The sequence below is a fragment of the Streptococcus oralis genome (genome assembly GCF_001578935.1).
Lineage (GTDB): Bacteria > Bacillota > Bacilli > Lactobacillales > Streptococcaceae > Streptococcus > Streptococcus oralis_R.
In genome coordinates, this window is sequence record NZ_KQ969521.1 from 1,267,091 (window position 1) to 1,292,940 (window position 25,850).

General features: G+C 43.2%; 30 protein-coding genes and 1 tRNA gene. 4 read left to right on the top strand and 27 right to left on the bottom strand.

What is annotated here, in order from left to right; genetic code table 11:
- Window positions 1-74 precede the first annotated feature (74 nt).
- A tRNA-Cys gene (locus SORDD15_RS06160) sits at window positions 75-145 on the top strand.
- 132 nt (window positions 146-277) lie between these two features.
- Here the strand turns inward: SORDD15_RS06160 and SORDD15_RS06165 are convergent.
- The 11 genes from SORDD15_RS06165 to SORDD15_RS06210 all read right to left on the bottom strand — a co-directional run bounded on the left by SORDD15_RS06165 (window position 278) and on the right by SORDD15_RS06210 (window position 9,067).
- On the bottom strand, window positions 278-1,609 hold the full coding sequence (locus SORDD15_RS06165) for a hemolysin family protein (protein WP_061415515.1): 1,332 nt from the start codon (window positions 1,607-1,609) through the stop codon (window positions 278-280).
- A 136-nt stretch (window positions 1,610-1,745) separates the two neighbouring features.
- On the bottom strand, window positions 1,746-2,570 hold the full coding sequence (locus SORDD15_RS06170) for a DNA/RNA non-specific endonuclease (RefSeq protein WP_061415517.1): 825 nt from the start codon (window positions 2,568-2,570) through the stop codon (window positions 1,746-1,748).
- Between the two features lie 40 nt (window positions 2,571-2,610).
- Window positions 2,611-2,805: a DNA-directed RNA polymerase subunit beta gene (locus SORDD15_RS06175; protein ID WP_061415718.1), complete on the bottom strand. Its 195-nt coding sequence runs from the start codon at window positions 2,803-2,805 to the stop codon at window positions 2,611-2,613.
- Window positions 2,792-4,075: a UDP-N-acetylglucosamine 1-carboxyvinyltransferase gene (gene murA / locus SORDD15_RS06180; RefSeq protein WP_061415519.1), complete on the bottom strand. Its 1,284-nt coding sequence runs from the start codon at window positions 4,073-4,075 to the stop codon at window positions 2,792-2,794. The genes SORDD15_RS06175 and murA overlap by 14 nt, the downstream gene beginning before the upstream one ends.
- Before the next feature lie 23 nt (window positions 4,076-4,098).
- Window positions 4,099-4,329: a DUF1146 family protein gene (locus tag SORDD15_RS10050; RefSeq protein ID WP_080619411.1), complete on the bottom strand. Its 231-nt coding sequence runs from the start codon at window positions 4,327-4,329 to the stop codon at window positions 4,099-4,101.
- Window positions 4,330-4,384: 55 nt separating this feature from the next.
- Window positions 4,385-5,422, bottom strand: a complete 1,038-nt coding sequence (locus SORDD15_RS06185; protein WP_061415521.1) for a SepM family pheromone-processing serine protease — start codon at window positions 5,420-5,422, stop codon at window positions 4,385-4,387.
- Complete coding sequence (gene coaD, locus SORDD15_RS06190) at window positions 5,406-5,894, bottom strand: pantetheine-phosphate adenylyltransferase (RefSeq protein WP_061415523.1); 489 nt, start codon at window positions 5,892-5,894, stop codon at window positions 5,406-5,408. The genes SORDD15_RS06185 and coaD overlap by 17 nt, the downstream gene beginning before the upstream one ends.
- Window positions 5,884-6,423, bottom strand: a complete 540-nt coding sequence (gene rsmD / locus SORDD15_RS06195) for a 16S rRNA (guanine(966)-N(2))-methyltransferase RsmD (RefSeq protein WP_061415525.1) — start codon at window positions 6,421-6,423, stop codon at window positions 5,884-5,886. The genes coaD and rsmD overlap by 11 nt, the downstream gene beginning before the upstream one ends.
- Before the next feature lie 63 nt (window positions 6,424-6,486).
- Window positions 6,487-7,479 (bottom strand): aspartate--ammonia ligase, encoded by a 993-nt coding sequence (gene asnA / locus SORDD15_RS06200; protein ID WP_061415527.1) that lies wholly within the window; start codon window positions 7,477-7,479, stop codon window positions 6,487-6,489.
- 109 nt (window positions 7,480-7,588) lie between these two features.
- Window positions 7,589-8,272, bottom strand: a complete 684-nt coding sequence (locus SORDD15_RS06205; protein WP_061415529.1) for a Bax inhibitor-1/YccA family protein — start codon at window positions 8,270-8,272, stop codon at window positions 7,589-7,591.
- A gap of 54 nt (window positions 8,273-8,326) precedes the next feature.
- Window positions 8,327-9,067: a TrmH family RNA methyltransferase gene (locus SORDD15_RS06210; protein WP_061415531.1), complete on the bottom strand. Its 741-nt coding sequence runs from the start codon at window positions 9,065-9,067 to the stop codon at window positions 8,327-8,329.
- A gap of 33 nt (window positions 9,068-9,100) precedes the next feature.
- Between SORDD15_RS06210 and SORDD15_RS06215 the strand changes: the two genes are divergently transcribed.
- Window positions 9,101-9,379 (top strand): acylphosphatase, encoded by a 279-nt coding sequence (locus SORDD15_RS06215; RefSeq protein ID WP_001174609.1) that lies wholly within the window; start codon window positions 9,101-9,103, stop codon window positions 9,377-9,379.
- 77 nt (window positions 9,380-9,456) lie between these two features.
- Window positions 9,457-10,386: a membrane protein insertase YidC gene (gene yidC / locus SORDD15_RS06220; protein ID WP_061415721.1), complete on the top strand. Its 930-nt coding sequence runs from the start codon at window positions 9,457-9,459 to the stop codon at window positions 10,384-10,386.
- Window positions 10,387-10,458: 72 nt separating this feature from the next.
- Here yidC and pflA read toward each other — a convergent pair whose 3' ends face one another.
- The 13 genes from pflA to SORDD15_RS06285 all read right to left on the bottom strand — a co-directional run bounded on the left by pflA (window position 10,459) and on the right by SORDD15_RS06285 (window position 21,598).
- A complete protein-coding gene (gene pflA / locus SORDD15_RS06225; RefSeq protein ID WP_061415532.1) occupies window positions 10,459-11,253 on the bottom strand; it encodes a pyruvate formate-lyase-activating protein in 795 nt (264 codons plus the stop codon).
- 120 nt (window positions 11,254-11,373) lie between these two features.
- Window positions 11,374-12,630, bottom strand: a complete 1,257-nt coding sequence (locus SORDD15_RS06230; protein ID WP_061415534.1) for a diaminopimelate decarboxylase — start codon at window positions 12,628-12,630, stop codon at window positions 11,374-11,376.
- 66 nt (window positions 12,631-12,696) lie between these two features.
- Window positions 12,697-13,524 (bottom strand): pur operon repressor, encoded by an 828-nt coding sequence (gene purR, locus SORDD15_RS06235; protein WP_002874197.1) that lies wholly within the window; start codon window positions 13,522-13,524, stop codon window positions 12,697-12,699.
- 104 nt (window positions 13,525-13,628) lie between these two features.
- Entirely contained in the window at window positions 13,629-14,570 is a 942-nt protein-coding gene (locus SORDD15_RS06240; protein WP_061415536.1) for a 3'-5' exoribonuclease YhaM family protein, read from the bottom strand.
- The gene (gene rmuC, locus SORDD15_RS06245; protein ID WP_061415538.1) at window positions 14,560-15,816 is read right to left on the bottom strand and encodes a DNA recombination protein RmuC; all 1,257 of its coding nucleotides are present in this window, start codon (window positions 15,814-15,816) and stop codon (window positions 14,560-14,562) included. The genes SORDD15_RS06240 and rmuC overlap by 11 nt, the downstream gene beginning before the upstream one ends.
- A gap of 1 nt (window position 15,817) precedes the next feature.
- On the bottom strand, window positions 15,818-16,480 hold the full coding sequence (locus SORDD15_RS06250; RefSeq protein WP_061415540.1) for a thiamine diphosphokinase: 663 nt from the start codon (window positions 16,478-16,480) through the stop codon (window positions 15,818-15,820).
- Window positions 16,443-17,099: a ribulose-phosphate 3-epimerase gene (gene rpe / locus SORDD15_RS06255; protein ID WP_061415543.1), complete on the bottom strand. Its 657-nt coding sequence runs from the start codon at window positions 17,097-17,099 to the stop codon at window positions 16,443-16,445. Before rpe ends, SORDD15_RS06250 begins: the two co-directional genes overlap by 38 nt.
- A gap of 10 nt (window positions 17,100-17,109) precedes the next feature.
- Window positions 17,110-17,988 carry a ribosome small subunit-dependent GTPase A gene (gene rsgA, locus SORDD15_RS06260; protein ID WP_061415545.1) on the bottom strand — a complete coding sequence of 293 codons (879 nt, stop codon included), beginning with the start codon at window positions 17,986-17,988 and terminating at the stop codon, window positions 17,110-17,112.
- 1 nt (window position 17,989) lies between these two features.
- Window positions 17,990-18,862: a 16S rRNA (adenine(1518)-N(6)/adenine(1519)-N(6))-dimethyltransferase RsmA gene (gene rsmA, locus SORDD15_RS06265; protein ID WP_061415547.1), complete on the bottom strand. Its 873-nt coding sequence runs from the start codon at window positions 18,860-18,862 to the stop codon at window positions 17,990-17,992.
- Window positions 18,863-18,874: 12 nt separating this feature from the next.
- Window positions 18,875-19,171 carry a hypothetical protein gene (locus tag SORDD15_RS06270; protein WP_061415549.1) on the bottom strand — a complete coding sequence of 99 codons (297 nt, stop codon included), beginning with the start codon at window positions 19,169-19,171 and terminating at the stop codon, window positions 18,875-18,877.
- Between the two features lie 251 nt (window positions 19,172-19,422).
- A complete protein-coding gene (locus tag SORDD15_RS06275; RefSeq protein ID WP_061415551.1) occupies window positions 19,423-20,250 on the bottom strand; it encodes an SDR family NAD(P)-dependent oxidoreductase in 828 nt (275 codons plus the stop codon).
- An 11-nt stretch (window positions 20,251-20,261) separates the two neighbouring features.
- Complete coding sequence (rnmV, locus tag SORDD15_RS06280) at window positions 20,262-20,825, bottom strand: ribonuclease M5 (protein WP_061415553.1); 564 nt, start codon at window positions 20,823-20,825, stop codon at window positions 20,262-20,264.
- Window positions 20,822-21,598 carry a TatD family hydrolase gene (locus SORDD15_RS06285; RefSeq protein WP_061415723.1) on the bottom strand — a complete coding sequence of 259 codons (777 nt, stop codon included), beginning with the start codon at window positions 21,596-21,598 and terminating at the stop codon, window positions 20,822-20,824. The genes rnmV and SORDD15_RS06285 overlap by 4 nt, the downstream gene beginning before the upstream one ends.
- 151 nt (window positions 21,599-21,749) lie before the next feature.
- Between SORDD15_RS06285 and SORDD15_RS06290 the strand changes: the two genes are divergently transcribed.
- Entirely contained in the window at window positions 21,750-23,594 is a 1,845-nt protein-coding gene (locus SORDD15_RS06290) for an APC family permease (RefSeq protein WP_061415555.1), read from the top strand.
- Between the two features lie 178 nt (window positions 23,595-23,772).
- Here SORDD15_RS06290 and rpmH read toward each other — a convergent pair whose 3' ends face one another.
- From rpmH to SORDD15_RS06305, 3 genes are all read right to left on the bottom strand, one after another.
- Complete coding sequence (gene rpmH / locus SORDD15_RS06295) at window positions 23,773-23,907, bottom strand: 50S ribosomal protein L34 (protein WP_000831902.1); 135 nt, start codon at window positions 23,905-23,907, stop codon at window positions 23,773-23,775.
- Between the two features lie 144 nt (window positions 23,908-24,051).
- Window positions 24,052-25,263: a pyridoxal phosphate-dependent aminotransferase gene (locus SORDD15_RS06300; RefSeq protein WP_061415557.1), complete on the bottom strand. Its 1,212-nt coding sequence runs from the start codon at window positions 25,261-25,263 to the stop codon at window positions 24,052-24,054.
- Window positions 25,264-25,406: 143 nt separating this feature from the next.
- Window positions 25,407-25,706: a hypothetical protein gene (locus SORDD15_RS06305; RefSeq protein WP_061415559.1), complete on the bottom strand. Its 300-nt coding sequence runs from the start codon at window positions 25,704-25,706 to the stop codon at window positions 25,407-25,409.
- Window positions 25,707-25,850: the final 144 nt, after the last annotated feature.

Consider the following 25,850-nt stretch of genomic DNA (forward strand, 5'->3'; position numbering starts at 1 on the left):
TTTTCCTAAATTGGATTTTAGAATAAGAAACTATTGACGAGAAATGATTTTCAAGGTATAATAATAAACGTTGAGGCGGTATAGCCAAGTGGTAAGGCACGGCTCTGCAAAAGCTTGATCGTCGGTTCAAATCCGTCTACCGCCTTTCAGTACCTGAATTAACAGGAATTAACCGAATGAAAGTCCGTAAAATCGGGCTTTTTTGTTATTCCAAATAGATAGGGATAACTGTATCTACTATATAGTTTTACAAAAAGCAGTGACTCAAGTCACTGCTTTATTCTATTTCTTCTTCAGGTTCTAGTTCAGTGATTTGAACTTTTACCTTGGTAACACGTCCATTTTTCACCTTATCATTGGTCAGGACGATCTGCTTGTTTTGACTGACTAGTTCATAACTGATTTTTTCAGTTGTTGGAATCGTACCAACACCCGTCAAATAATAACCGGCGATGGTATCCACATCATCGCTTTCTAGTTCGACACCAAAGTAGTCATTGAAGTCGTTAAGATTCATGGTTCCCTGTGCAATATAGGTGTCCTCACCGATTTGATGGACTTCGATTTCTGCCCTATCCGTCTCGTCATCGATCTCACCGACAATCTCTTCTAGAAGATCTTCCAGAGTTACCAAACCAGCCATACCCCCATATTCGTCTAGTAAGATGGCCATTTGGTTTTGGGTATTTCGAAGCTCTTTAAGGAGGTCGTCCACAAAGATGGTCTCAGGCACAAATAGTGGTGTTTGGAGGATTCGTTTCCAGACAATATTTTCAAAGCCATCTGCATAGGCAGCGTTCAGCAAACGCTTGGTATGAATCAAACCAATCACATTGTCCTTATCACCATCGTAAACAGGGATACGTGAGAAATTTTGCTTCAAGATACTCTCAATAATCGTTTGACTGTCATCCTGAATATCTACCATAAAGGCATCTGTACGAGGCACCATTAGCTCACGAGCCATTAATTCATCTAGAGAAAAGATTCCCTGTAGCATTTCAATCTCATCTGCATCCAGTGTTTCTTCACTATTGGTGAGCATGTACTCTATTTCATCACGTGTCATCTTTTCGTCAGCATCATCAAAGGTCATTGGGGTCACACGGCTCAACAAATTAGTTGAAGCTGATAGAAGCCAAACAAAGGGACTGACAATTTTCCCCAAACCAATAATGACTGGTGCTGTTCGGATGGCCAAGGTATCTTTCAGATTTAGAGCGATTCTCTTGGGATAGAGTTCCCCAAAAACAATGGAAATGTAGGTCAAGAACGCTAAAGATAGAAAGCTTGCAATAGCGTAAGCTGTTTCACTATTTCCCATCCAAGAAGCAATTTCGCGTCCTAGCGTTTCTGCTAAACTGGCACCTGACAAGATGGTAATTAACGTGATACCAACTTGAATCGTTGATAAAAAGTGATTAGGATTTTCAAGTACCTTTAACAAACGAACGTAACGTTTGTCTCCCTCTTCTGCCTTTTGCTCTACTCGGGCACGGTTTAGTGACACCATCGCCATTTCAGTGGCTGAGAAAAAAGCATTTAACAGGGTCAAGATAAATAACAATACAAACTGTAGCAACAAATTCTGACTGCTCGGGTCTTCCATAGTCCTTCTCCTAAAATAGTATCTTGTGTTTCATTATATCATAAAATCCCTCAGGATTCACATTATTTTTCATTTAAACAACAACTCCCCTGCCTCTAGAAGACAAAGGAGCTGTTTTTTATAGTATCTATTGTTTCTAATTCGTCACTGTTACTTGCCCTGTTCGGTAATCAAGCTGGATTCCCTTTTGAACATTGGGGATTAAGACATTGAATTCCAATTCGCCATCTGAAGACTTGGCTTCAATTTGTGAAGCGGATGGAACTAGGTCCTCATTTGTCGCATAGTGGAGTGTCACCCGATAACGGACTCTCTTATTTTGGTCCAAGGCTTTTCTGACCAAACTCTCATAGTAGTTCTGACCTGTCGAATCCTCAGCCTGCGCTTGGTTGGCCCAAGCTGTCTGGACTGCAATGTTCTTGGGATTGCTAGTAGAGGCATCAAAACCATCCAAACCACCTATCAAGGCATAGCCCAGCAGGTGTCCTCTATCAACTGCATGTGTATAGGCTCCCTTTAGATTCTTGACCTGATGCCATCCTGGTGGAGTCCAAGAGGTAGAGCCATTTCCTGTTTCCTCACGATTCTTATACTGTCGAGTGGCTTTGGATAAGATGGCATTGGCAACAGTTGGGACTGTTTCTTTTCCAATTGTCTTTGTTTTATTATCCGCATAGGGTTTACTAGAAACCTTGGCATCTAGATTGGTTTTATTGCCATTGACAATGAAGGCCCCTGCTCCATTCCACTCGAGCCCCCCCTTGATTTGATTTTTGATTGACTCAGTTAAGACACTTTCAGCTAGCTCCTGACTGGGAGCTTCTGAAGCTTGTTTTTTCTGACTAACCTTGGTTCTAGGGGTGTTTGGTGCTGACTGCATCTGCTTGATGTAGTAGCTTCCAGCAGCCAAGAGTAAGAATAGAAGTAACCCTATCAAAGTCTGTCTTGTTTTTTTGTCCATTTTTCTCCTTATTTCTTTTGAAAAAGACTGGTCTCCCAGTCTAATTTCCTGTAAATTTGCTAATCAATTCCTGCCACTTTGCTGGAGACAAGATTGCCCATGGATCCTGTCCCTTTCCTAGGATACCATAGCCAACCATCAAGCCGATTCCTAAAGCAAGGAAACCTATCAAGAGAACAATAAAAATCAACAGTAAACGACGGAGTACATAGCGTAAGTTTTTATTCTTCTTCATCATTTGCCTCGATTCGCTGAATCTTCGCTCCTAGCTGAGCCAATTTCTCATGGAAACGGTAGTAACCTCTATCAAGGTGGACTAACTTACCAACAACTGTTTCTCCCTGCGCCACCAGACCTGTCAAAATCAAAGCAGCACTAGCGCGAAGGTCCGTTGATAGAACTTCTGCCCCCTGTAAAGCCTGCCCCCCAACAATACGAGCTGTGTCACGGATAATCTCTGAATGCAAGCCCATACGGCGCATTTCCTCCAGATGTTGGAAACGATTCTCGAACACTGTTTCCACCATGGTGGATTCCCCTTTTACGACAGTCATTAAGGCTGTAAATTGTGCCTGCATATCTGTTGGGAATCCTGGATGTGGTAAGGTTTTTACATGAACAGCCTTGAGATTTTCAAGTTGAGAACGAACACGGATACCTTCTGACTCCTCTGTCACTTCAACACCCATCTCAAGTAGTTTTGAAATCAAGGGACGATTGTGCTCCCAAACAGCATCTTTAATCAAGACATCACCACCAGTCATGGCAGCAGCCACCATAAAAGTTCCAGCTTCGATACGGTCTTGAACCACATTGTGAGTCGTACCGTGAAGTTTCTCCACACCAGTAATGGTAATGGTCTCTGTACCAGCTCCCTTAACCTTGGCTCCCATTTCATTGAGGAGAATAGCTAGGTCCACAATCTCAGGCTCACGCGCAGCATTTTCAATCACTGTCACCCCATCAGCCAGCGTCGCTGCCATCATCAAGTTCTGCGTTGCACCAACACTTGGGAAGTCCATGTAGATATGAGCCCCATGTAAGCGATCAGCCTTGGCTTCGATGTAACCCGCCGTCTGACTAATCTCAGCCCCCATAGCTTCCAGACCTTTCAAATGAAGATCAATAGGGCGGCTACCAATCGTACAACCACCTGGCATGGACACCTTGGCATGGCCTACACGGGCAAGGATTGGTCCCAAGACAACGATGGATGCTCGCATCTTGCTGACATACTTGTATGGAGCTTCCTCCGTGATATCACCAGTCGCATCGACCTCGACAACATGAGCTTCCTCATCAAAGTCCACCTTGGCATTCAAACCCCGAACCACTTGATTCATGGTGAACACATCTGACAAGATTGGGACATTTTGTAAGACTGTCTTACCCTTGCTTGCTAGAATAGTCGCTGCCAACAAGGGTAAGACTGCATTCTTTGCTCCCTCGATCGTCACACTCCCGACCAGACGATTATCTCCGCCTTGAACCACAATTTTTTCCATAGTTGTTTCCTTTACTTTTGATTTTATAACAGTCCTCTAAGCGCTTCTTGCCACAGTTGGTACAAACTGATAAAGAATGAACTCAAGATGTAGCCCATCACAATACTAAAGAAGCCGACCAACAAACGAACCTTTTTTGTGTTAGTAGCGTTCACTTTTAAAACCTTTTCCCATCTAACAAGATCCTTCAAAAGGTAAAAACTCAAATAAATAAAGAGTATATGACTGCTTAGAGTGAATAATAATTGAACCATTTGACTATTATACCATCTTATCCGCTTGCGCGCTAGTTTTCAATTTTTCTACAAATTAGGGATTGTTTTTAAGGTAATCAATCGCATCCTGCAAGGTCTTAACGGGAACGATTTTCATCTCTGTTTTGATCGTTTTAGCAGCTTCTAGGGCTGTTTCATAGTTGCTTTTCGCATTAGGATCTGCTTTTTTTGCTTCCTCGGTGACTGGATTGTCAGGAGCAAAAAAGATGTTGGCTCCCTGACGAGAGGCTGCAACCACTTTTTTATCAATTCCACCGATGTCGCCAACATTTCCATCGCGATCAATAGTTCCCGTTCCCGCAACGATGCGGCCATTACGAAGACTTGGATCAGCTATCTGGGTGTAAATAGCTAGGCTAAACATGAGACCGGCGCTTGGCCCCCCGATACCTGCTGTTGAAAAACGAATCGGAACATCACTGGTCACTTCTGTACGATCAATCAGACCAATCCCAATCCCGTTTTTTCCGTTTTCGAGAGTGATAATTTTACCTTCTGCAGACTTGACTTTTCCATCTTCTTCATAGGTTACCTTGACCGTATCTCCTAATTGTTGAGAATTAACATAGTCGACCAAGTCTTTTGAACTGTCAAACGTTTTATCATTAACAGCCGTCACGGTATCTGCAATGTTCAGAATGCCCTTAAAAGTTGAATTGTCCGTCACGGTCAAGACATAGACACCCAGGTACTTGAGTTCGATATCCTTTCCAGCCGTCTTCAGTCCTTGATACTTGGCCATGTTTTGGGATGTTTGCATGTAGAACTGATTGATCCGCATAAACTCTGCATCCGTAGAGCCACCCGTAGTCTCCTGGGCACTTCTAATGTCCGTAAAAGGTGTTAACCAAGCATAGACAAGATGTGATAGGGTTGCGTGTCGAATACCGACTGTTACAAACTGGTAAGCTCCTGCTTCTGTATCTTCTGTTTCATTGACTTTTAAAACTTGACGAATATCTTCCGCTCCACCTGGAACTTCTATGTAGTAGGGTAAAGGTACTACAAAGGCTAAAAAAGTCACTACTAGTGCTAGGATGACATATAAGGGCCATCTAGTTTTCTTCTTCATGTTCTAATTCCTCCACAACACTGTTTGGTACATATTGCTGAATCTCCTGACCAAACTTCAGAAGTTCTCTCATGGCTGAAGAGCTAATATAAAGATGCTCTGGGCGACTATATAGGTAAATGGTTTCGATTTCTGGAGCCAGTTGATGATTGTAATAATCAAAGCTAGACTCATATTGCAAGTCGGTGGCATTCCGCAAGCCACGGACAAGGGTTTTAGCACCCAGTCTTCTTGCAGCATCGACGACTAGTTGGTCATGAGAAGCTAGGACCTCTACATTATCTAAATGCGCCACAGCTTTTTCGACTGCCCGTTTGCGATTTTCAACAGGGAGAAAGCCTTGTTTGTGAGGATTGTAGAAGACCCCGACATAGAGCTTATCAAAGAGTTTGCTGGCACGTTCAATGATATCCAGATGTCCATTTGTCATCGGATCAAATGATCCTGTAAATAATCCAATTTTATCTGACATAGACCGTCACCTTACTAATCCCATATATTTTTTCCTTCCAAATGCCTAAGCAGGCGATTTCTTCTGGGAGTTCTACAGACTTATCGGTTTCACAGACAACCATGACCTCTTCGGAGAAAAGGTTTCTTTCTGCCATTTTTTCGATATCTGCAACGATTTGTTCCTTGGCATAGGGAGGGTCTAAAAAGACCAGGTCAAAGGGACCATTCACTTGCTCCAAGGCCCGTTCAGCCTCCATCTTTAAGAGCTGAAATTTGGAAACTTCCTTGGTCATCTGGATATTTTCAGCCACAATTGCCTGAGCCTTACGGTCTCGCTCCACCAAAACAGCGCTAGCCATACCACGCGATACTGCTTCGATAGATAAACCACCACTACCTGCATAAAGATCCAAGACCCGCCCCCCTTCAAAGTAGGGACCAATCATGTTAAAAATAGCTCCACGCACCTTATCCGATGTCGGCCTCGTCGTCTTGCCTTCTAGCGTCTTGAGGGGGCGCCCTCCGTAGATTCCTGATACGATTTTCATACCGTTTATTATACCAAATTACAGGAAAAAGAGAAAGAAAACCGAACCTTGCGGTTCGATTCTCTACAAGATATTCTCATATGTATCGCGAACTTCTTGAGGCCAGACACTGGTCTGAACCTCTCCGATGTGTTTCTTACGAAGAAGGAACATGGCCATCCGAGATTGTCCAATTCCTCCACCGATTGTCAATGGGAATAAGCCATTCAACAAAGCCTTGTGCCATTCCAATTCCAAGCGGTCTTCATCGCCGGTGATTTCTACCTGACGACGAAGGGTTTCTTCATCTACACGAATCCCCATAGAAGACAACTCAAAGGCTCCACCTAGAGACTCATTCCAAACAAGAATATCGCCATTAAGACCCTTGTAGCCATTTTCAGACTCACTTGTCCAGTCATCGTAGTCTGGTGCGCGGCCATCGTGCGGTTTCCCGTCAGGCAACTCGCCACCAATACCAATCAAGAAGACTGCACCAAACTCTTTACAGATCGCATTTTCACGCTCTTTCGGTGTTAGGTCTGGATAGCGTTCCACCAATTCTTCCGTATGGATAAAGGTGATTTGTTTTGGCAAGATAGATTCAATATCATAGCGGGCTTCTACTGCTAGCTCTGTCAGACGAATGGCCTTGTAAATCTTCTCAACAGTTTCTTTGAGATAGGCGATATTGCGTTGACCATTTGGGATAACCTTCTCCCAGTCCCACTGGTCCACATAAACTGAATGGGTCGCGTCAAGCGAATCTTCGTCCGGACGAAGGGCTTTCATGTGAACAAACAGACCTTCACCCTCACCGAAACCAAAACGAGCTAAGGTGTGGCGTTTCCATTTGGCTAGTGAGTGAACGACTTCATAAGTTTCATCTGGAATCTGCAAGACCTTTACGGATACTGGATGTTCGACACCGGACAGGTTGTCCTGCATCCCATCCCCGACCTTGCTCAAGATGGGACCTTGAACTTCAACAACTTCTAACTTATCTTTCAAATACTGGGTAAAAGTGTTCTTCACAAAGGAAATTTCTTCTTGTTGATGAATAAAACTTTTCTTCATAAACGGCTCCTCAAAAATTAGTTAAAAGCATTATACACCTATTTCCAAGAAAAGAAAAGAGTAAATAAGAAAAAGTCAGTGCTCTTTTGAACACTGACTCTGTCATTCATTAATCGTTTCGACCAAAGATACGTAAGATGCTAAGGAAGAGGTTGATAAAGTCTAGATAGATGCTGAGAGCCATTGAGATGACCCAGCCTGTCGCTACTTGTCCTCGTGACTGCTCATAAACATAGCGAATCTTTTGGTTGTCCCATGCAATCAAACCCGAGAAGACCAAAACCATGGCAATACTAATCATGTAGTCAAAGAAACCGCTAGCCAAGAAAATATTCACGACCATGGCGATGATGAGGCCGACAAGTGCCGCCATCAGAGCTCGTCCCATTCCACTCAAATCTTTCTTAGTGAAAATCCCGATTGCCGCCATGACAAAGAAGAGAAGGGCGCTGGATACAAAGGCTGATAAGACGGTCCCAGGTGTATAGAAGGCTACGACAAAACTAAGCGTAAAGCCATTTAAAACAGAATAAACTAAAAATACTGGCAAAGCTGCTGGGCTATTTTTGGCAGCCATGCTACTTGCAACAAAGACCAGAGCAAGTTCTGCAAAAGTTGCAATCATCAACCAGAGACGGCCATGCATTAAAAAGTAGACCAATTGGGACTGAAAGACTGTCAACATCAAAGCTGACACGAGAGCCGATAGACCAATCCCAAGTCCCACAAAAGCATAAACCTTAGCGTAAAATTGATTGAGACCTGAACGTTCTTGAATAATCGTTTGATTCATTCTAATTCTCCTTTTTCTATAAATATGTCTTGATTATAACAAAGATTTTATAAATTAGCTGAAATAAAACATCAAAATGCCTGCTGCAACTGCCACGTTGAGACTTTCTGCTCGCCCTTTCATGCCTATATGAACCAGCTGGTCAGCACTCTCAGTCATGACAGAACTAATCCCCTGTCCTTCATTTCCCATGACTAAAACAAAGTTTTCTAGGGGAGAAAATTCACGATAATCCTTTGACTCTCTCGATAAGGTCGTTGCCAGAATAGGTAAATTGCTCTTCTTTGCCTCTTCTACAAAGGTGGCAAGAGGCAGACGATAGATGGGCAAGTGAAAATGACTTCCTTGCATGGAACGTAGGGTCTTAAGACTGTAGATATCTGCTGACTTGTCTGAAACAATAACCCCTGTAAAACCTGCAGCATCCGCCGTCCGAATCATGGTACCCACATTGCCAGGATCTTGGACATCCTCTAAAAATAGATACTTGCCCTGACGAAAATCAGGCAGTCCCACTTCTTCTTTTTGAATCACTGCAACAATCCCTTGAGGAGTTTGCGTATCTGCCAAGTCCCGCAAAATCTCCTCTGAAACCCAGATAGTTTGAGAAAAAGCCGCTAGCTGATCTCGGTAACTTTCTAAGGCAAAAATCTTCTCAATCGTCACTCCTGCTTGAACAGCTTCTTCAAACAAGTGCCAGCCCTCGATCAAATAAGCAGATTTTCGATATTTTTTTTGATGCAATTTCTTGGCATTTTTTACCACAGAATTGGCTTTTGAGGTTATAATAGTCATAGAAATATTATAACACAATCAAAGGGGTTTGGTATGCAAAAGGTTAGAATGATTGCCCAAGGCAGGGTGCAGGGTGTTGGTTTTCGCTGGGGTGTTGTTACTCTAGCTCTTGAAATCGGTGGCATCACTGGTCGTGTCTGGAATAATGACGATGGCACAGTGGAAATTCTCGCTCAGGCAGACTCCTCTGCCACTATGGCAAAATTTATCCAAGAAATCCGAAAAGGTCCGACACCTTTTTCAAAAGTTACCTATCTAGATGTACAAATGAGCAACTTTTCATCCTATTCGGACTTCAAAGTCGCAAATTAGGTCTCTAGAACTATTGTATATTTTACAAAAAAACAGTAGAATAGAAAGGTATAATTTTTAAAGAAGGAATGAAAACATTGAAATCTATTAAACGTTTTGCCCTCTCTGCTATGGGGGTGGCTATGCTACTCGTCTTGACAGGCTGTGTCCAAGTAGACAAAGCAACAGGACAACCTACTGGATTTATCTGGAACACTATCGGATCGCCTATGGCAGAGGCTATCAAATACTTTGCCAATGATATGAACCTTGGTTTTGGGATTGGGATCATCATCGTAACGATTATCGTACGTTTGATTATTTTGCCACTTGGTATCTACCAATCATGGAAGGCAACACTTCACTCTGAAAAGATGAATGCTCTCAAACACGTGCTCGAACCACATCAAACACGCCTTAAAGAGGCAACAACTCAAGAAGAAAAACTAGAAGCACAACAGGCTCTCTTTGCTGCACAAAAAGAAAACGGCATCAGCATGTTCGGTGGTGTAGGATGTTTCCCTATCCTCATTCAAATGCCTTTCTTCTCTGCTATCTACTTTGCAGCCCAATATACTGATGGTGTAGCTAGTTCTACCTTCTTGGGTATCAATCTCGGTTCCCCAAGTATGATCCTTGTCGCCTTCGCTGGTATCCTCTACTATCTCCAATCACTCCTTTCACTTCACGGAGTAGAAGACGAGATGCAAAGAGATCAACTCAAGAAAATGATTTACATGAGCCCACTCATGATTGTCGTCTTCTCCCTCTTCGCACCAGCCAGTGTGACACTTTACTGGGTTGTCGGTGGTTTCATGATGATTCTTCAACAGTTCATCGTTAACTATGTTGTTCGTCCAAAACTTCGCCAAAAAGTACGTGAAGAATTTGCTAAAAATCCACCAAAAGCAAGTTCAGCATCAACTACAGGCGGGCGAAAAGATATCGCTCCTAACCAAGCAACTGCAATTACGACTACTAAGAAACATAAAAAACGTAATGCTGGTAAACAACATTCTAGGAAATAAGGTAACGGCTTAGCTGAAAGGCTAGGCCTTTTCTGCATCACAAAAGCCTGATGTTCCCATCAGGCTTCTTTTTTATCCATGTACACGTTTCATATAGTCTTGATAGCTTTCTGTATCCATGAGTTTTTTGGCATTCTTGACACGGTCTGCTGTTGGTGGTTTTACCCCTTCAAGTGAGTATGGAATTCCTAGTTCACGCCACTTGAATTCTCCCATAGTGTGATAAGGTAGAATTTCAAACTTATCAACGTTTTTGAGAGTTTTGACGAATTTTCCGAGTTCAATCAAGTCCTCATCTCTATCTGTCAAGCCTGGAACCAGCACATGGCGAATCCACACAGGTTTCCCAATATCTGATAGATATTTTGCACAAGCTAAGATATTTTTATTGGTTTGACTTGTGACAATCTTGTGCTGTTCTTCGTTGATTTCCTTGATATCCAGGAGAACCAAGTCTGTCACAGCCATGAGTTTATTAAACTTTTCGAGATAACGTGGTTTATTACGGAACGGAAGGGCACAGGTATCCAAGGTACAGTGGATTCCTTTTTCCTTGGCCTTGGTAAAGAGGGCAATTAGGAAATCAATCTGTAAGAGGGCTTCTCCACCACTGACAGTGATTCCTCCCTTGTCTCCCCAGAAACCACGGTAGCGAAGGGCTTCTGTCAAGACATCGTCTACTGTCCGTTCGCGTGATTTATTGGTCTCCATAGCCCATGTATCGGGGTTATGACAGTACTGGCAACGCATGTGACAGCCCTGCAAAAAGACAATAAAACGAATCCCAGGGCCATCTACCGCCCCAAAACTCTCTGTCGAATGCACCATTCCTGTCACTTGTCCATAGTCAATTGTTTCTTCAGACATATCGTCACCTTCCTTGAAACCGTTTTATAGTTTTATTATATCACGAGTAAGGTGAAAAACAAGTTTTTTTGTCTATTTTTTAGAAAGCAATCTGTTTTTCACTTTCATTTTCAATTTCTTTTACTGATCCGATTCAAAATCAAAACCATACAAGGTTGCAAAATAGTCCTCAGGGCGCTCTGCACGGCGGATTTGGCGGGCTTTTCCTTCTTCGGTATAGAGGATTTCTGCCGAGCGTAGTTTGGCATTGTACTGGTAACCCATGGAAAATCCATGTGCACCTGTATCATGAATCACTAGCAAATCACCGATTTCTGTATAAGGTAGTTCGCGATTCACTGCAAATTTATCATTGTTTTCACAGAGTGAACCAACCACATCTACCACCTCAACTGGTCCGTCTGGATGGGTCAGATTGGTGATATGGTGGTAGGCTCCATACATGGCTGGGCGCATGAGGTTGACTGCTGATGCATCCACGCCCAGATAGGTATGATAGGTTTTTTTCTTATGAGTGACTCTTGTGACGAGAGCTCCATGAGGGGCTAACATAAAGCGACCCAATTCGGTGAAAATCTTGACCTGACCAAGTCCTGCTGGCGTAAGGACTTCCTCATAAACCTTACGAACTCCCTCACCAATCACAGCAATGTCATTTGGCTCCTGCTCAGGACGATAATTGACTCCGATTCCGCCGGAAAGATTGATAAAGTCTAGCGAAATACCCAATTTTTCCTTGGTTTCAACGGCTAATTCAAAAAGCTGACGAGCCAACTCTGGGTAGTAGAGATGGGTGACAGTATTGGATGCTAGGAAAGAGTGAATCCCAAATGTCTTGGCTCCTTTTTCCTTCAAGATGGCAAAGGCTTCAAAAAGCTGAGCCTTGGTCATGCCAAACTTGGCTTCTCCCGGATTATCCATGATATCTGTTCCTAGCTCAAAAACGCCACCAGGATTGTAACGACAAGAGATGATTTCTGGAATGCCTGCCGCTCGCTCCAGATGTTCAATATCTTCAAAGGCATCCAAGTTAATGGTTGCGCCCAATTCACGCGCATAAGCGTACTCTTGGTCTGGCGTATTGTTTGAAGAGAACATAATCTCAGAACCGGGAAAATCCAGTTTATGGCTCATCAAGAGCTCTACATAACTAGAACAGTCCACACCACAACCTTCCTCTTTGAGGATTTTCAAGATAGCTGGTGTTGGAGTGGCCTTAACTGCAAAATATTCTTTGAATCCCTTGTTCCAGGAAAAGGCCTGGTTGACGGCTCTTGCTTTTTCACGAATCCCCTTCTCGTCATACAAGTGAAAGGGAGTCGGGAATTCGGAAACAATCGTTTCTAAATCTTCTCGGCTGATAAATGGTGTTTTCATAGGCGTCCTTCTATTCTGTTTGCAAAGAAAGGCTGGGACAATCGTTCCAACCTTTAGTTCTATCTCTTATTTGTCTTCGTCAAAGATATTTCCAATCTCAACATCGATGGATTGGTTCTTAACATCAATATTGGTTACTTTCAAGAGTGACTTGTAATCGAACTGCTTTTCACGTTCTTCTTGGGCATTGTCTGCAAAGACTGCAACGCCAGCTAGTTCAGAATCGAACTCACGCAAGAGACTAATCATCCCGTTGACCGTTCCGCCACCTTTCAAAAAGTCATCCACAATCAAGACACGACTGCCTGCCTTGAGGCTGCGTTTTGAAAGGAACATTTTCTCAATGCGGTCACCGCTGGAACCTGAAACATAGTTGACGCTGACCGTTGAACCTTCGGTAATTTTCAAGTCACGGCGCACAATGACAAATGGAACATTGAGGACATTGGCAACTGCATTTGCGAGTGGCACACCTTTTGTTGCTACTGTCATAACGGCATCGATTTTTTGGTCCATAAAGCTCTTGGCAATGATGCGCCCAATATTTTTCAAAATGGCAGGTGTACTGAGCAAATCAGACAGGTAGATGTAGCCACCTGGCAAGATACGGTCGCTTTCTGAAAGTTTGTCACGCAAGTCTGCGATCATTTCTTTGGCTTCATGACTCGAGATTGATGGTGTAAAGATAACGCCACCACCTGCTCCCGTCACAGTCTGAATATGGCCGATTTCGATTTCCTCAAAGGCACGCTTGATAATCACGATGTCCTCTGAAATCGATGATTTAGCAGATTCGTACTTTTCTGCAAAGGTATTGAGACTTGTTAGTTTGTATGGATTATTAATCAAATAGTTGGAAATGACAACCATCCGATCACTTCTTCTTAATTTCATTTTTATTTACCATTCCATTTAATTTTGATATTTTATCCATTATACCATATTCACATAAAAAAACGAACATTGTTGCGTAAAAAATGCTCGTTTTTCTTAAATTATTAATCTAAATCTGGTTTATAGAAGGAACGATTGTCCATAGCGAAGATTTTATTGGTCATCTCTCCTTTGTCCACCAAAGCTAGAGCCGTTGACATCATCATCATGCTGGCATCTAGATTGTCAATCATATGAATAATCTCTGCCTCCATAATGCGTGGACGGACTGGACTTCCATACTCCAGTAAGCCATGATGACTGAGGATGACATGGCGCAGTAGCACCACTTCTTCTCTAGTATCATCGATACCTAGTTCCATGACAGTCTTGGTAATTTCACTATCGATGAGGGCGATATGTCCAAGTAGATTGCCTCGCACTGTGTACTCCGTCTGGTCTGGTCCCGTCAACTCAATAACCTTGGCCAAGTCATGCAACATAATCCCAGCATAGAGCAGGCTCTTGTTGAGCTGGGGGTAAATCTCACTAATGGCATCTGCCAAGCGCACCATGGTTGCTGTATGATAGGCCAAACCCGTTTCGAAGGCATGGTGGTTGGTCTTGGCAGCTGGATAGGAGTAGAATTCCTTGTCATACTTGGTGTAGAGACTGCGAACGATACGCTGCCAGACAGGATTTTCAATCTTGAAAATCATTTGCGACATGTAGTCACGGATTTCCTTGACATCAACTGGTGACTTGATCTTGAAATCAGCTGGATCATTGGGTTCCCCAGGCTGAGGCAAGCGAAGAGTAATTTGATTGACTTGAGGAGTGTTGTTATAAACTTCTCTGCGCCCCTGCATGTGGACCACTTTCCCTGCGGTAAAGGCCTCGACGTTATGAGGTTGGGCATCCCAGAGTTTCCCTTCAATCTCGCCACTATCGTCTTGGAAGGTAAAGGCTAGGTAATTTTTCCCAGCACGCGTCTGTCTTAGGTCAGCTGACTTAATCAGGTAAAAACCTTCAAACAGCTCATCTTTTTTCATGTGACTAATCTTCATATTCTTCCTCATCTTCTTGGAAATGGAGTAGATCAAGCGCAGGCTCACCTTCTGATAATTCAATGTGACGGAGCGTCCGCTCGATAGCTGTAGTACGACGGTTTAATAATTCATCAATATTGCCAGAGGCATGTTGGAGATGTTTTTGTGCCTTGACCAGAACGCCTCCGAACTTGCCAAACTCGGTCTTAACGCTGGCAAGGGTCTTACTGATATGGTCAGCACTCTTTTGGATATTGAGAGTCTTGAAGCCAACTGATAGAGAGTTAAGCAGGGCTGATAGGGTACTTGGACCTGCAACAATAATCTGCTCCTCCCGTCTCAAATCATCAAAGAAGACCGGATTGCGAACAATCTCTGAATAAAGACCTTCTGTCGGAACAAACAAAACTCCAAAATTGGTCGTCCGCGGTGGCGCTATGTACTTGCTCTTGATATCCTTGGCAAAACGCTTGACGCTTGCTAAAAGCGATTTACGACAGCGTTCAATCTCGTCCTTATCACCTGCTTCATAGGCTTCTTCTAAGCGGTAATAATCTGCCAGTGGAAACTTGGAGTCAATCGGCAGGTAGACATATTCCTGGTCGCCTTGTCCAGGTAACTTGATGGCATACTCCACTCGTTCACTGGAGTTTTCAACTGTTGCAAATTCTCGTTCATACTGGGCAGGTGTCATGATATCTTCAATGATTTGCCCCAGTTGCAATTCTCCTAGAATCCCTCGCGTCTTGGTCCCAGAGAGAACCTTGTTGAGTGCACCAACATCGCGGGCAACTGTCTGCATCTCTCCAAGGCCACGATTGACAGACTCCAGTTGCTTGGAAACTGTCTCGAAGGAAGCCTGCAAGCGCGTCTGCAAGGTCTTTTCTAACTTTTCCTCGACCGTCTGGCGCATTTGTTCCAAACGTTGCTCATTTGATTCCTGCAAGGCTTGAAGGCGTTGGTCGGTCTTATCTCTGGTTTGAAGGAGATTCTCGTTCATCTCCTGTCTAACTTGAGTCAGGCCTTGGTGCAACTCCATTCGCACTTCCTGCAAACGGTCGCTGACAGCCACTTCCAAATCTTTTTGGTCTAACTGGCTGGCTTGCCTAGCTTGTTCAAAGCGATAATCCAGTTGATCTGAAAGGTTGTCTGCCTGATCCTCCAAACTCTTGGCTAGGTACTTGTCTTGCTTATCCTGCCTTTGCCAAATCAGAAAGAGTCCAGCTAGGTTGGCAATTAATAATAGTAGTAATACAGTCTCCATCCTACCTCCTGTCCTTGCTATGCAGCACGACGACATAGCCATCTGGGCAAGTTACCGCAACTTCCCTATCTATATATTCGTTAGAAGCGTACACTTTTTTAAAGAAAAAATTTTCCTCTGTCAACTCATATTTGGCACCGAGAATGGTCAGCTGGCTATCCCGAACCGGCATAAAGGCTAGATAATCGTAGTCTGAACGCGGTCCAAGCTGACTGGTCCCTTCTGGACAATAGGCAATCACATTTTGCCCATCCTCAATCGCTATCTGGCGCATATAGGGTGCCAACTTGGGATTGCTAGGCAGAAAGACATTAGCCAGCATATGGTCAATTCGACCACCCAAAGCCCCAAAAACAGTCACCTGAGCCTGAGGATTTTGCTCAAAGATGGTTAAGAGAGCTAGTTCTAAATCCGTGTCATCTTTTTCCGGATGGGCTTGGACAAAATGCTGGGCACGTTTTTGAATCAACTGACGCTCTTCTGCAGTCACAGAATCAAAATCCCCCACTGCTAGGGCAAGAGGAAGGTCTTCCTCCAAGACCCAAAGCGAGCCTCGATCCACACCGACAAAGCAATCAAAATCCGTCCGGTAGTGACCACGGTCTCCGCCTGCAAAAACGGCAACCCTAGTCCAGTTGTTTTCTGAGAGTTTGCACTCGTTCATTGACATCTCCCTTAAAGACATAGGATCCTGCTACAAAAACGGTCGCACCAGCTTCTTTGGCTTGAACAATTGTTTGATCATCAATTCCGCCATCAACTTCGATTTCAAAGTGCAAACCTTTTTCCTCACGCAGAACAACCAACTCACGAACCTTGTCCATGGTTTCAGGTAGAAAGGCTTGACCACCAAAACCAGGGTTAACCGTCATGACTAGGACTTGGTCAACTAAGTGAAGAACGTGCTTGATAGCCTCGACAGGTGTCCCAGGACTAATGACGACCGAAGGTTTGACACCGAGCGAACGAATTTTTTGGAGAGCTCCGTGGATATGAGGCGTTGCTTCCACATGGATACTGATGATATCCGCTCCTGCACGCGCAAAATCTTCTAGATGATGCTCAGGATTAGCTACCATCAAGTGGCAGTCAAAGACCATCTTACTATGTGGACGAAGAGCTTCGACCACACCTGCACCAAAACTGATTTGCGGTACAAAGTGACCATCCATGATATCGATATGGGCATATTCTGCACCAGTTGCTTCTAGGCGTTTGATTTCACGTTCAAAGTTGGCATAATCTGCTGCCAGAATTGACGGAGCAATCTTGTATTGAGACATAGGTTTCTCCTTATTTTGGAATTTTTTTGCTGACTTTTTTGTAGGTTTCTCTGCGATTTTCAATCTCACTGAGGAATTGGAGGTAATTGTCAAAACGGAAGGTTGCAATGATTCCTTCTTCAACAGCCGGCTTAACCGCACAAGACGGCTCATGAGTATGGGTACAAGTACGGAACTTACAATCTCGACTGACACTGGCAATCTCTGGAAAGGCCTGATTGAGGTCTTCAGTCGTTGACACTTCATAATCCAGTGATGAAAAGCCTGGTGTGTCCGCGATTTTACCCCCATTGAGATTGTAAAAACTAACAGCTCGAGTGGTATGACGACCGCGACCCAGACTGTCTGAGATTTCTCCTGTTTCAAGATTGAGGTCTGGTGCGATTTTATTGAGGAGGGTTGATTTTCCAACACCTGTCTGCCCCATGAAGACCGTCACTTTTCCTGTCAACAAAGGCAAAAGTTCTTCTTTACTAGTCACAAAGTCGTAACCAATGGCACGATAGGTTTGTTGGTAAAAACTTAATTCTTCCCTATCTTCCAGCAAGTCCATTTTAGAAATATAAACAATAGGATGAATGCCCTTGTGTTCCAAAAGAACCAAGAAACGATCCAGCAAGTTGCTGTTGAAGTCTGGTTCCTTGACTGACATGATCACCACGGCTTGGTCAATATTGACAATAGGCGGACGGACCAAACTGTTTTTCCGTTCGTGAATTTTGAGGATATAACCTTCTGAATTTTCCTCCGCAGAAAAGTCTACCCAGTCCCCAACATAAGGCGTGTGCCCTTTTTTACGGAAATTTCCACGCGCGCGTGTCTGGTAAACTTGACCATCACTCTCCACATAATAGAAGCCCGCCAAGGCTTTAATGATTTGTCCCTGCATCTTAGAGTCCTTGTCCTTTAAGCGCATCTGCCAGACTGGCAAATTCTGCCAAGCTAAGAGCTTCCCCACGCACACTTGGTGACAAGCCCGCTTGATCCAAGGCCTTGGTCAATTTATCCTTGACTTCTTCAGTCTTGCCAAAGTAACCTGTCAAGTTGTTCCACAAGGTCTTGCGACGATGAGTGAAACTAGCCTTGGAAACCTTAAAGAAGAAGTTTTCATCTTCTACTGCTACGGCTGGCTCTGGACGACGCACCATTTTCAAAATGGCTGAGTCCACATTTGGAGCTGGCACAAAGACCGTACGAGGCACGATAAAGGCAACCTTAGCTGTCATGTAATATTGAACCGCAATTGACAAGCTACCGTAAGCCTTAGTATTAGGTTGAGCTGAGATACGATCCGCCACTTCCTTTTGCATCATGACCACAAACTCTTGAAAGGGAATTTTGGACTCAATCAGATGCATGAGAATAGGGGTCGTGATGTAGTAGGGCAAGTTGGCTACTACCTTAATCGGCAGGTCTGGATTTTTGAAATTCTGGATATGTTGAGCCAAGTCAACTTTGAGAATATCCTCGTTGACTACGGTAACATTGTCAAAATCACGCAGGGTATCTGCCAAAATCGGTACCAAACGGTGGTCAATCTCAAATGCCATGACTTGAGCTGCACGCTCCGCTAGGAACTCCGTTAAGGCACCAATTCCTGGCCCAATCTCGATGACATTAACTTGGTCGTCAATCTCAGCCGTATCCACGATTTTTTGAAGGATATTGGTATCCGTCAGGAAATTTTGCCCGAAGGACTTTTTAAAGGTAAAACCGTGACGCTCCAGCACTGCCTTGGTCACGCTATAATCTGCAATTCTCATCTATTCTCTTTTCTAATATGAACGACGATATATCCAAACAAAATCATTTCCTCTAGAGCCCTGATGAATCAGGTCTTTTAAATAAACATTTGGATTCGTCAGTTCTTTTGTTTCCGTATTATAACTTGTTATTGTCTTTCCACCATGTCGAAGAAGCCATTCCGTATCCAACCCAGGCAGATATCTGTCCTTTTGAAGAAAACTACAAAGCCCCTCAACTGTCATATCCTCCGGGATATCAAGGTCCATCTGATGAGAAAAAACATCATCCCCAATACACACAGACTCTCTGTCAACTTGTATTTTCATTTCGATCTGTCCTTATAAGTTTCTATTTGAACGCTATCAAAATAAATAGCCCTAGAAATAAATCAACTATAATACATCGCCATATATACGAGGGACTATTTAACACCCCATAACTTATCCTGACTTCTTCCATTTTCATTAGGAACACATCAAACAACTCCATATACGGAATTTTCACTCACTATTGAAACAACTTGTAAAATCTGTTCTATTTTTTAAAATCTTTATCATTCATCGTTTGAAAAAGTCAATTACTCAAGTAAGGCATAGAGTTTTTTCTGCTCTTCTTCTTCGTAAGCAGATCTATTTGCTTTTACTTCCCTGCATTTCTCGTCATACAGAAAACCGTCATGGCCATCTTCTGTAGATAAGGCTGTGTAGACTTTGGCCATTTCTTCAGGACTAATCGAAAATCTTGACTTGATTTTATACAAATTTTTCATAAAAGTGCTGAGGTGATCATAGCGGCGCATATCAACTTTGACATTGGTCACACGGATTGCCTGAATTTTGATACCTTTCCAATGTTTCCGCATATAAAGCGACAGCATCAACAAGGCCAGTTTATTCTGATAATAGGTCTTGGCAGGACTATAATGTTTTTGACCAGCTAAATTTTCAAAATCAAGTTTCATGAAGGGATAAAGCACTAGCCCCTGGGAAGAAATATTAATAATCCGTCCACTCTCTGACTTTTCCAACAAACCTTTCAATAGGAAAGAAAGCAGGAAGGGCGCAACAACATTGGTTGCAAATTGTTTTTCTAATCCATCCTTAGTCAGGATGGGCTTTTTGACTGATAAATCAAAGTCAGCTGCATTGTTAATTAGAACGTCTAGAACGTCTTCTTTTTGAATATACTGTTCCGCTGCTTTCCTGACACTCTTCATATCAGATAAATCAGCCAAGATATAATCTACATGTGGATTTCCTGTCTGCTGACGAATTTCCTCACAAGCTTGCTCGGCAGCCTCTTGCCGCCTACAAAATAGGGTCACTGACCACCCTTTCTCAGCTAACTGCCTTGCAGCTTGATAACCGATACCACTGTTACCACCGGTAATAATTACTTTTTTCATTTTTTACTCCTTTAAACTGAATATTTTGTCATAACTTCTTCCACTTCTGCCAAGGTTACTCCAAACAACTCCAACCGCTTGAGGAGTTGCTTGCCGTTGGAATAGCCGATGCGGAGCTGTTCGCCTAGATACTCTCGGCGTCTACGACTGTCTGCTCCCGCTAAGAAACCTAGGCGAATCAAGTCACCACGACTGATGTCAAACTCGTTCTCGTTTTCAAATTGTTCTGTTACCTGAGCCAGCGCCGTTTTTAGATCTTCGTAGCTGGCGTGTTCAATTCCCAGAGAACGTCCCTTGGACTTAGATTTGGGAACAGCCTCATCTCGCTTGAGAAAGGCATGTTGTACCGTTGGAATGGCCGTCATAATCATGCGCCGAATCCGCTCCCCATTAAAATCCGGATCTGTAAAGACAATGACTCCATGCAATCCATGCAGGAGCTGAATGCGTTCTATATCCTGGTCATTTATTGCGGAACCTCGTGTCTCATAGGTTTCCACGTCAAAGTAACGTTTGAGATTGGCCGTGTCATCACGCCCTTCGACCACGATGACTTGGGAAATTTTTTCTTTCATGATTGTTTTTCCAATCCAAAAATTCGCTCTGCATTTGCAGTCGTTGCTGCTGCTAATTCCTCGGTCGTCATCCCACGCTGGTCGGCAATAAAGTCCACCACATAACGTGTGTAGGCTGTTTTATTCTCACGACCACGTTTAGGAACAGGAGCCAGATAGGGCGCATCCGTCTCTACCAAAATTTTATCCAAAGGAAGCTCTCTAGCAGCTTCTTGGACATCCGTAGCTTTTTTAAAAGTCACCACTCCTGAGAAAGAAATAGTCATGCCAAACTCGACAAACTTCTCAGCCCACTCCAAAGAACCTGAGAATGAGTGCATAATTCCACCACGAGGACCAACGCCCTCGCTCCTGATAATCTCATAAGTATCTTCTAGCGCATCACGAGTGTGGACCACAAAAGGCAAGTTCAAATCCTTAGACAGCTGAATCTGACGACGAAAAACCTGCTCCTGCACTTCCTTAGGTGCTGTCATCCAGTGATAGTCCAGACCAATCTCACCTAAAGCAACAACCTTGGGATGTTTTAGCTTTTCAAGCAAGTAAACTTCGACCTCATCTGTGTAAGTCCCTGCTTCCGTCGGATGCCAACCAATAGTTGCGTAGAGCTGCTCATACTCATCTGCCAACTCTAGGGCTCGCTCAATGGTTGGCTTATCAAAACCAACAATATTCATCTGTGTCACCCCCATCTCAGCAGCCAAGGCGATTTCTTCTGCCTCACGTCCTGCAAATTCCTCTACATTTAAATGTGTATGCGTATCAAAAATCATCTCTTCTAACCTCATTTTCTTCCATCTATTATACCAAAAATAGCATCCCTCGGCTTGGAAAAATATTCTAATATCAATCATTCTCCCTTGACTGCCTTTTTTCAAAGCAGTATAATAACACTTATTGAAATTTTCAGCAAAGGAAAAGAAAATGTTTAGAAAATTAAAATATACCTTTATCGGTCGACCACTCAAGTCTCTCACAGACGGCGAAGGGGGATTGCTTGGAAAAATGCAGGCACTTGCAATGTTATCCAGTGATGCCCTGTCTTCTATTGCCTATGGACCCGAACAAGTCATTCTCGTTTTAGTTAGCCTCTCTCCTCTCGCTATTTGGTGGAGCCTCCCTATCGGTATTTTTGTCCTCTTACTGCTCGCTAGTTTGACCATTTCCTATCGTCAAATTATTCACGCCTATCCTCAGGGAGGAGGAGCTTATATGGTCACTCGGGAAAATCTCTCCCCTGAACTGGGCTTGATTGCAGGAGGCAGCCTCCTTGTTGACTATATGCTGACAGTAGCCGTATCCGTTGCTTCTGGAGCTGATGCTATTACTGCAGCCATACCTACCCTCCATCCCTACAATCTTCATATCTCTATTTTCCTAGTCTGCCTGCTCATGCTCTTGAATTTAAGAGGCTTGAAAGAATCTGCCAGCTCTCTGATGATTCCCGTCTACCTCTTTATCTTCAGTACCGTCTTTCTCTTACTTTATGGGTTCTTTCAACTGTTTACAGGTTCCCTAAACTATCAGGCGACTTCAACCATTGGACAAACTGTTCCGAGCCTTTCCATCGTTCTCCTATTGAGAGCCTTTACCAGTGGCTCCGCCTCTCTGACAGGGGTTGAAGCTATTTCAAATGCGGTACCATTTTTCAAAACTCCGAAAGAAAAGAATGCTGCTCAGACTTTGACCATCATGTCGCTGATTTTAGGATTTCTTTTTGCAGGCATTACCTTCCTAAACTACTGGATGGGTATCACGCCTCAACACGGAGAAACCATCCTCTCGCAAATGGCCAAGGGCATTCTTGGTGATTCATTCTTTGGTCATGCTAGCTACTATCTCTTCCAGTTCTCAACAGCCTTAATTCTAGCTGTAGCTGCAAATACTGGCTTTTCAGCCTTCCCTATGCTAGCTTACAATATGGCTAAAAACAAGTACATGCCCCATCTCTTTATGGAAAAGGGGGATCGTCTCGGCTACTCCAACGGTATCTTAACTCTGGCTTTTGGAGCTATGATCCTTCTTCTCATTTTTAATGGGAATACTGAACGCTTGATTCCTCTTTATACTATCGGGGTCTTCGTTCCCTTTGCCCTTTCTCAGACTGGGATGATTCGCCATTGGAAAAAGGAAAAAGGAGCAAACTTCTTAAAATCTGCCTTCGCTAATATCCTTGGGGCCATCATTTGTTATGCTATTGTCCTCATTTTACTCCTCTTCAGACTGGGTGATATCTGGCCATTCTTTCCAATTATCCTAGTTCTAACCTTCCTCTTTTTGTCCATTCACAACCATTACCAAAAAGTGGCAAAACAACTGCGACTCTACGAAGGAATTGAAAAGCGCACTTATGACGGTAACCTTGTCCTTGTCCTAGTAGGAAATGTTACTCGAGTAAGTGTCGGAGCCATTAACTACGCTCAAAGTATCGGTGACGAAGTGTTGGCCATGCACATTTCTACTAAAGAAACTGCCGAAAAAGACCAAGAAATTCTTCAGGATTTTGCCGATTACTTCCCAAATATCACTCTGAAGAATATCAATACCAGCTACCGCGACATCATCACCCCTAGCGTTAAGTATGTCAAACGAATCGCCCAAGAAGCTAAGCAAAAAAACTACACCGTTACAGTTCTCGTACCACAGTTTATTCCTAACAAGCCTTGGCAAAATATCCTGCACAATCAAATGAGCCTTAAACTAAAATACGCTCTCAGATGGCACGAAGACGTCGTTGTCGCTAGCTACTCTTATCACTTAAAAGAATAAACAAGAACTCAAAATCAGTAACTTATATCTGGTTTTGAGTTTTTTGTCTGTGACCTTTTAAATGAGCCCATGAATTTCATCTAAAATGACCGATTTCGTGGGCAATGCACCCTTTAAGATAAAAAGAAAAGCCAGTAGACTCGAGTTCCTACTGACTTCTTTGCTGAATTTGTTTGGATTATGCAGCCAAAACTTTGCGTCCTTTACGACGACGAGCTGCCAATACGCGACGACCGTTTTTAGTTGACATACGGTTACGGAATCCGTGTTTGCGCGCACGACGAATTTTACTTGGTTGATAAGTACGTTTCACGATGAATACCTCCTCATAGATTTTGTATTCGTTTAGCCGGCTATAAAGTGATCAGTTACTAAACATACTTTACTATTCTATCTGATTCTGATACTTTTGTCAATAGCTCTAGGCAAATGTTTCCAGCTTTTTCTAATGTAAGCCCTATCGATACTGTTTCAAGAAACGAGTCATCTTTTCTTGGATTTGTGCCAACTCATCGACACGAGGAAGGTAAACGATACGGAAATGGTCTGGTTCCTTCCAGTTAAAACCACGACCATGAACCAAGAGAACCTTCTCTTGCTTCAAGAAATTGAGGACAAACTGTTCATCATCATCAATGCGATACATATTGCGGTCAATTTTAGGGAAAATATAAAGTCCGGCTTTGGGTTTGACCGCAGACAAACCTGGAATATCTTGAATGGCATTGTAAATGAAGTTTCTTTGCTCGTAGATCCGTCCACCAGGAAGGAGCAATTCGTCCACCGACTGGTGCCCACCTAGCGAGGTTTGTACGACTTGCTGGGCCAAAACGTTAGAGCAAAGGCGCATGTTAGACAACATATTGAGACCTTCAATATAGCCCTTGACATGTGTCTTAGGTCCAGATAAGACCATCCATCCTATACGGAAACCAGCGATACGGTGGGATTTTGAAAGACCATTCATGCTGACACAGAAAACATCTGGTGCGAGACTTGCGACTGGCGTATGAACGTGGCCATCCATGACCATACGGTCGTAGATTTCATCCGCAAAGATAATTAAGTCGTTTTGACGTGCAATCTCAATAATCTCCAACAAGAGTTCCTTAGGATAAAGGGCTCCAGTTGGGTTGTTTGGATTGATAAGAACGATTGCCTTGGTATTGGAAGTAATTTTTGACTTAATATCGTCAATATCTGGGTACCATTCTGCAGCTTCATCACAGATATAGTGAACGGCATTTCCCCCAGCTAGGCTGACCGCGGCTGTCCAGAGAGGATAGTCTGGCATAGGCACCAAGACCTCATCGCCATTATCCAAAAGCCCTTGCATGGACATAACAATCAACTCACTGACGCCATTTCCAAGGTAGATATCATCAATGTCTACATTGGGAAATTTCTTCAGTTGGCAATACTGCATGATGGCCTTACGGGCTGAGAAAATCCCTTTGGAGTCAGAATATCCCTCACTATCACGCGCATTCATAATCAAGTCATGAATGACCTCATCTGGCGCTGTAAAACCAAATTCTGCTGGATTTCCTGTATTCAGGCGTAAAATCTTTTCTCCATTTGCTCGCATACGCATGGCTTCTTCTAAAACAGGACCACGGATATCATAAGCAACATGCTCTAGCTTGCTAGATTTGTTAAATTCTTTCATCTTTTTTCCTCAATTCGTCAGGATAGTAACATTATACCACTAGAAAGTCGCTGCGACAAGTTTCCTGAAATGAGCAAGTAAAGAAAAAACTCACAACGACTAGGTTCTCACTGTCTAAACAACTAGAATGCTGAAGTATTTTCTCACATACCAAAAGACAAACCTAGAAAGATCAGCGCTAAAAAGGAGTCATACAAAAGATTAAACATGAGAAAGAGGCTCCACGTGACCAAATAGTCCAAGCGACCACTTCTCTTTGCAATCACCAATAAAATGATGTGGTAGACTAAGTGAAAGAGAAGAAATCCAACAAAACCTGGATAGAGAACGGGCACAACTCTTTCCAGCTGCCAAAGCATCACTACTTCACCTACAAGTGACGCAAGGATAATTCCATGATAAAGAAAACTTATTTTTTTAGAAGCTTTAACAGACCCTTTCATACTTTCTCATCCCCTTTACTGTGTTTCCTACTAGCTCGTTTTCTTTTATTTTAACATATCTCCACAAAATCGAATCTCCGATAATATTTATTTAAATATGATTTTTACTTTACTTCTTTAGTGAAAAGGGTTACAATAATAGTA

What these genes read in the sequence shown, in the direction of transcription:
- SORDD15_RS06165 (WP_061415515.1), bottom strand. Translation starts at nt 1,609, where the DNA reads ATGGAAGACCCGAGCAGTCAGAATTTGTTGCTACAGTTTGTATTGTTA.
- SORDD15_RS06170 (WP_061415517.1), bottom strand. Translation starts at nt 2,570, where the DNA reads ATGGACAAAAAAACAAGACAGACTTTGATAGGGTTACTTCTATTCTTA.
- SORDD15_RS06175 (WP_061415718.1), bottom strand. Translation starts at nt 2,805, where the DNA reads ATGAAGAAGAATAAAAACTTACGCTATGTACTCCGTCGTTTACTGTTG.
- murA (WP_061415519.1), bottom strand. Translation starts at nt 4,075, where the DNA reads ATGGAAAAAATTGTGGTTCAAGGCGGAGATAATCGTCTGGTCGGGAGT.
- SORDD15_RS10050 (WP_080619411.1), bottom strand. Translation starts at nt 4,329, where the DNA reads ATGGTTCAATTATTATTCACTCTAAGCAGTCATATACTCTTTATTTAT.
- SORDD15_RS06185 (WP_061415521.1), bottom strand. Translation starts at nt 5,422, where the DNA reads ATGAAGAAGAAAACTAGATGGCCCTTATATGTCATCCTAGCACTAGTA.
- coaD (WP_061415523.1), bottom strand. Translation starts at nt 5,894, where the DNA reads ATGTCAGATAAAATTGGATTATTTACAGGATCATTTGATCCGATGACA.
- rsmD (WP_061415525.1), bottom strand. Translation starts at nt 6,423, where the DNA reads ATGAAAATCGTATCAGGAATCTACGGAGGGCGCCCCCTCAAGACGCTA.
- asnA (WP_061415527.1), bottom strand. Translation starts at nt 7,479, where the DNA reads ATGAAGAAAAGTTTTATTCATCAACAAGAAGAAATTTCCTTTGTGAAG.
- SORDD15_RS06205 (WP_061415529.1), bottom strand. Translation starts at nt 8,272, where the DNA reads ATGAATCAAACGATTATTCAAGAACGTTCAGGTCTCAATCAATTTTAC.
- SORDD15_RS06210 (WP_061415531.1), bottom strand. Translation starts at nt 9,067, where the DNA reads ATGACTATTATAACCTCAAAAGCCAATTCTGTGGTAAAAAATGCCAAG.
- SORDD15_RS06215 (WP_001174609.1), top strand. Translation starts at nt 9,101, where the DNA reads ATGCAAAAGGTTAGAATGATTGCCCAAGGCAGGGTGCAGGGTGTTGGT.
- pflA (WP_061415532.1), bottom strand. Translation starts at nt 11,253, where the DNA reads ATGTCTGAAGAAACAATTGACTATGGACAAGTGACAGGAATGGTGCAT.
- SORDD15_RS06230 (WP_061415534.1), bottom strand. Translation starts at nt 12,630, where the DNA reads ATGAAAACACCATTTATCAGCCGAGAAGATTTAGAAACGATTGTTTCC.
- purR (WP_002874197.1), bottom strand. Translation starts at nt 13,524, where the DNA reads ATGAAATTAAGAAGAAGTGATCGGATGGTTGTCATTTCCAACTATTTG.
- SORDD15_RS06240 (WP_061415536.1), bottom strand. Translation starts at nt 14,570, where the DNA reads ATGAAGATTAGTCACATGAAAAAAGATGAGCTGTTTGAAGGTTTTTAC.
- rmuC (WP_061415538.1), bottom strand. Translation starts at nt 15,816, where the DNA reads ATGGAGACTGTATTACTACTATTATTAATTGCCAACCTAGCTGGACTC.
- SORDD15_RS06250 (WP_061415540.1), bottom strand. Translation starts at nt 16,480, where the DNA reads ATGAACGAGTGCAAACTCTCAGAAAACAACTGGACTAGGGTTGCCGTT.
- rpe (WP_061415543.1), bottom strand. Translation starts at nt 17,099, where the DNA reads ATGTCTCAATACAAGATTGCTCCGTCAATTCTGGCAGCAGATTATGCC.
- rsgA (WP_061415545.1), bottom strand. Translation starts at nt 17,988, where the DNA reads ATGCAGGGACAAATCATTAAAGCCTTGGCGGGCTTCTATTATGTGGAG.
- rsmA (WP_061415547.1), bottom strand. Translation starts at nt 18,862, where the DNA reads ATGAGAATTGCAGATTATAGCGTGACCAAGGCAGTGCTGGAGCGTCAC.
- SORDD15_RS06270 (WP_061415549.1), bottom strand. Translation starts at nt 19,171, where the DNA reads ATGAAAATACAAGTTGACAGAGAGTCTGTGTGTATTGGGGATGATGTT.
- SORDD15_RS06275 (WP_061415551.1), bottom strand. Translation starts at nt 20,250, where the DNA reads ATGAAAAAAGTAATTATTACCGGTGGTAACAGTGGTATCGGTTATCAA.
- rnmV (WP_061415553.1), bottom strand. Translation starts at nt 20,825, where the DNA reads ATGAAAGAAAAAATTTCCCAAGTCATCGTGGTCGAAGGGCGTGATGAC.
- SORDD15_RS06285 (WP_061415723.1), bottom strand. Translation starts at nt 21,598, where the DNA reads ATGATTTTTGATACGCATACACATTTAAATGTAGAGGAATTTGCAGGA.
- SORDD15_RS06290 (WP_061415555.1), top strand. Translation starts at nt 21,750, where the DNA reads ATGTTTAGAAAATTAAAATATACCTTTATCGGTCGACCACTCAAGTCT.
- SORDD15_RS06300 (WP_061415557.1), bottom strand. Translation starts at nt 25,263, where the DNA reads ATGAAAGAATTTAACAAATCTAGCAAGCTAGAGCATGTTGCTTATGAT.
- SORDD15_RS06305 (WP_061415559.1), bottom strand. Translation starts at nt 25,706, where the DNA reads ATGAAAGGGTCTGTTAAAGCTTCTAAAAAAATAAGTTTTCTTTATCAT.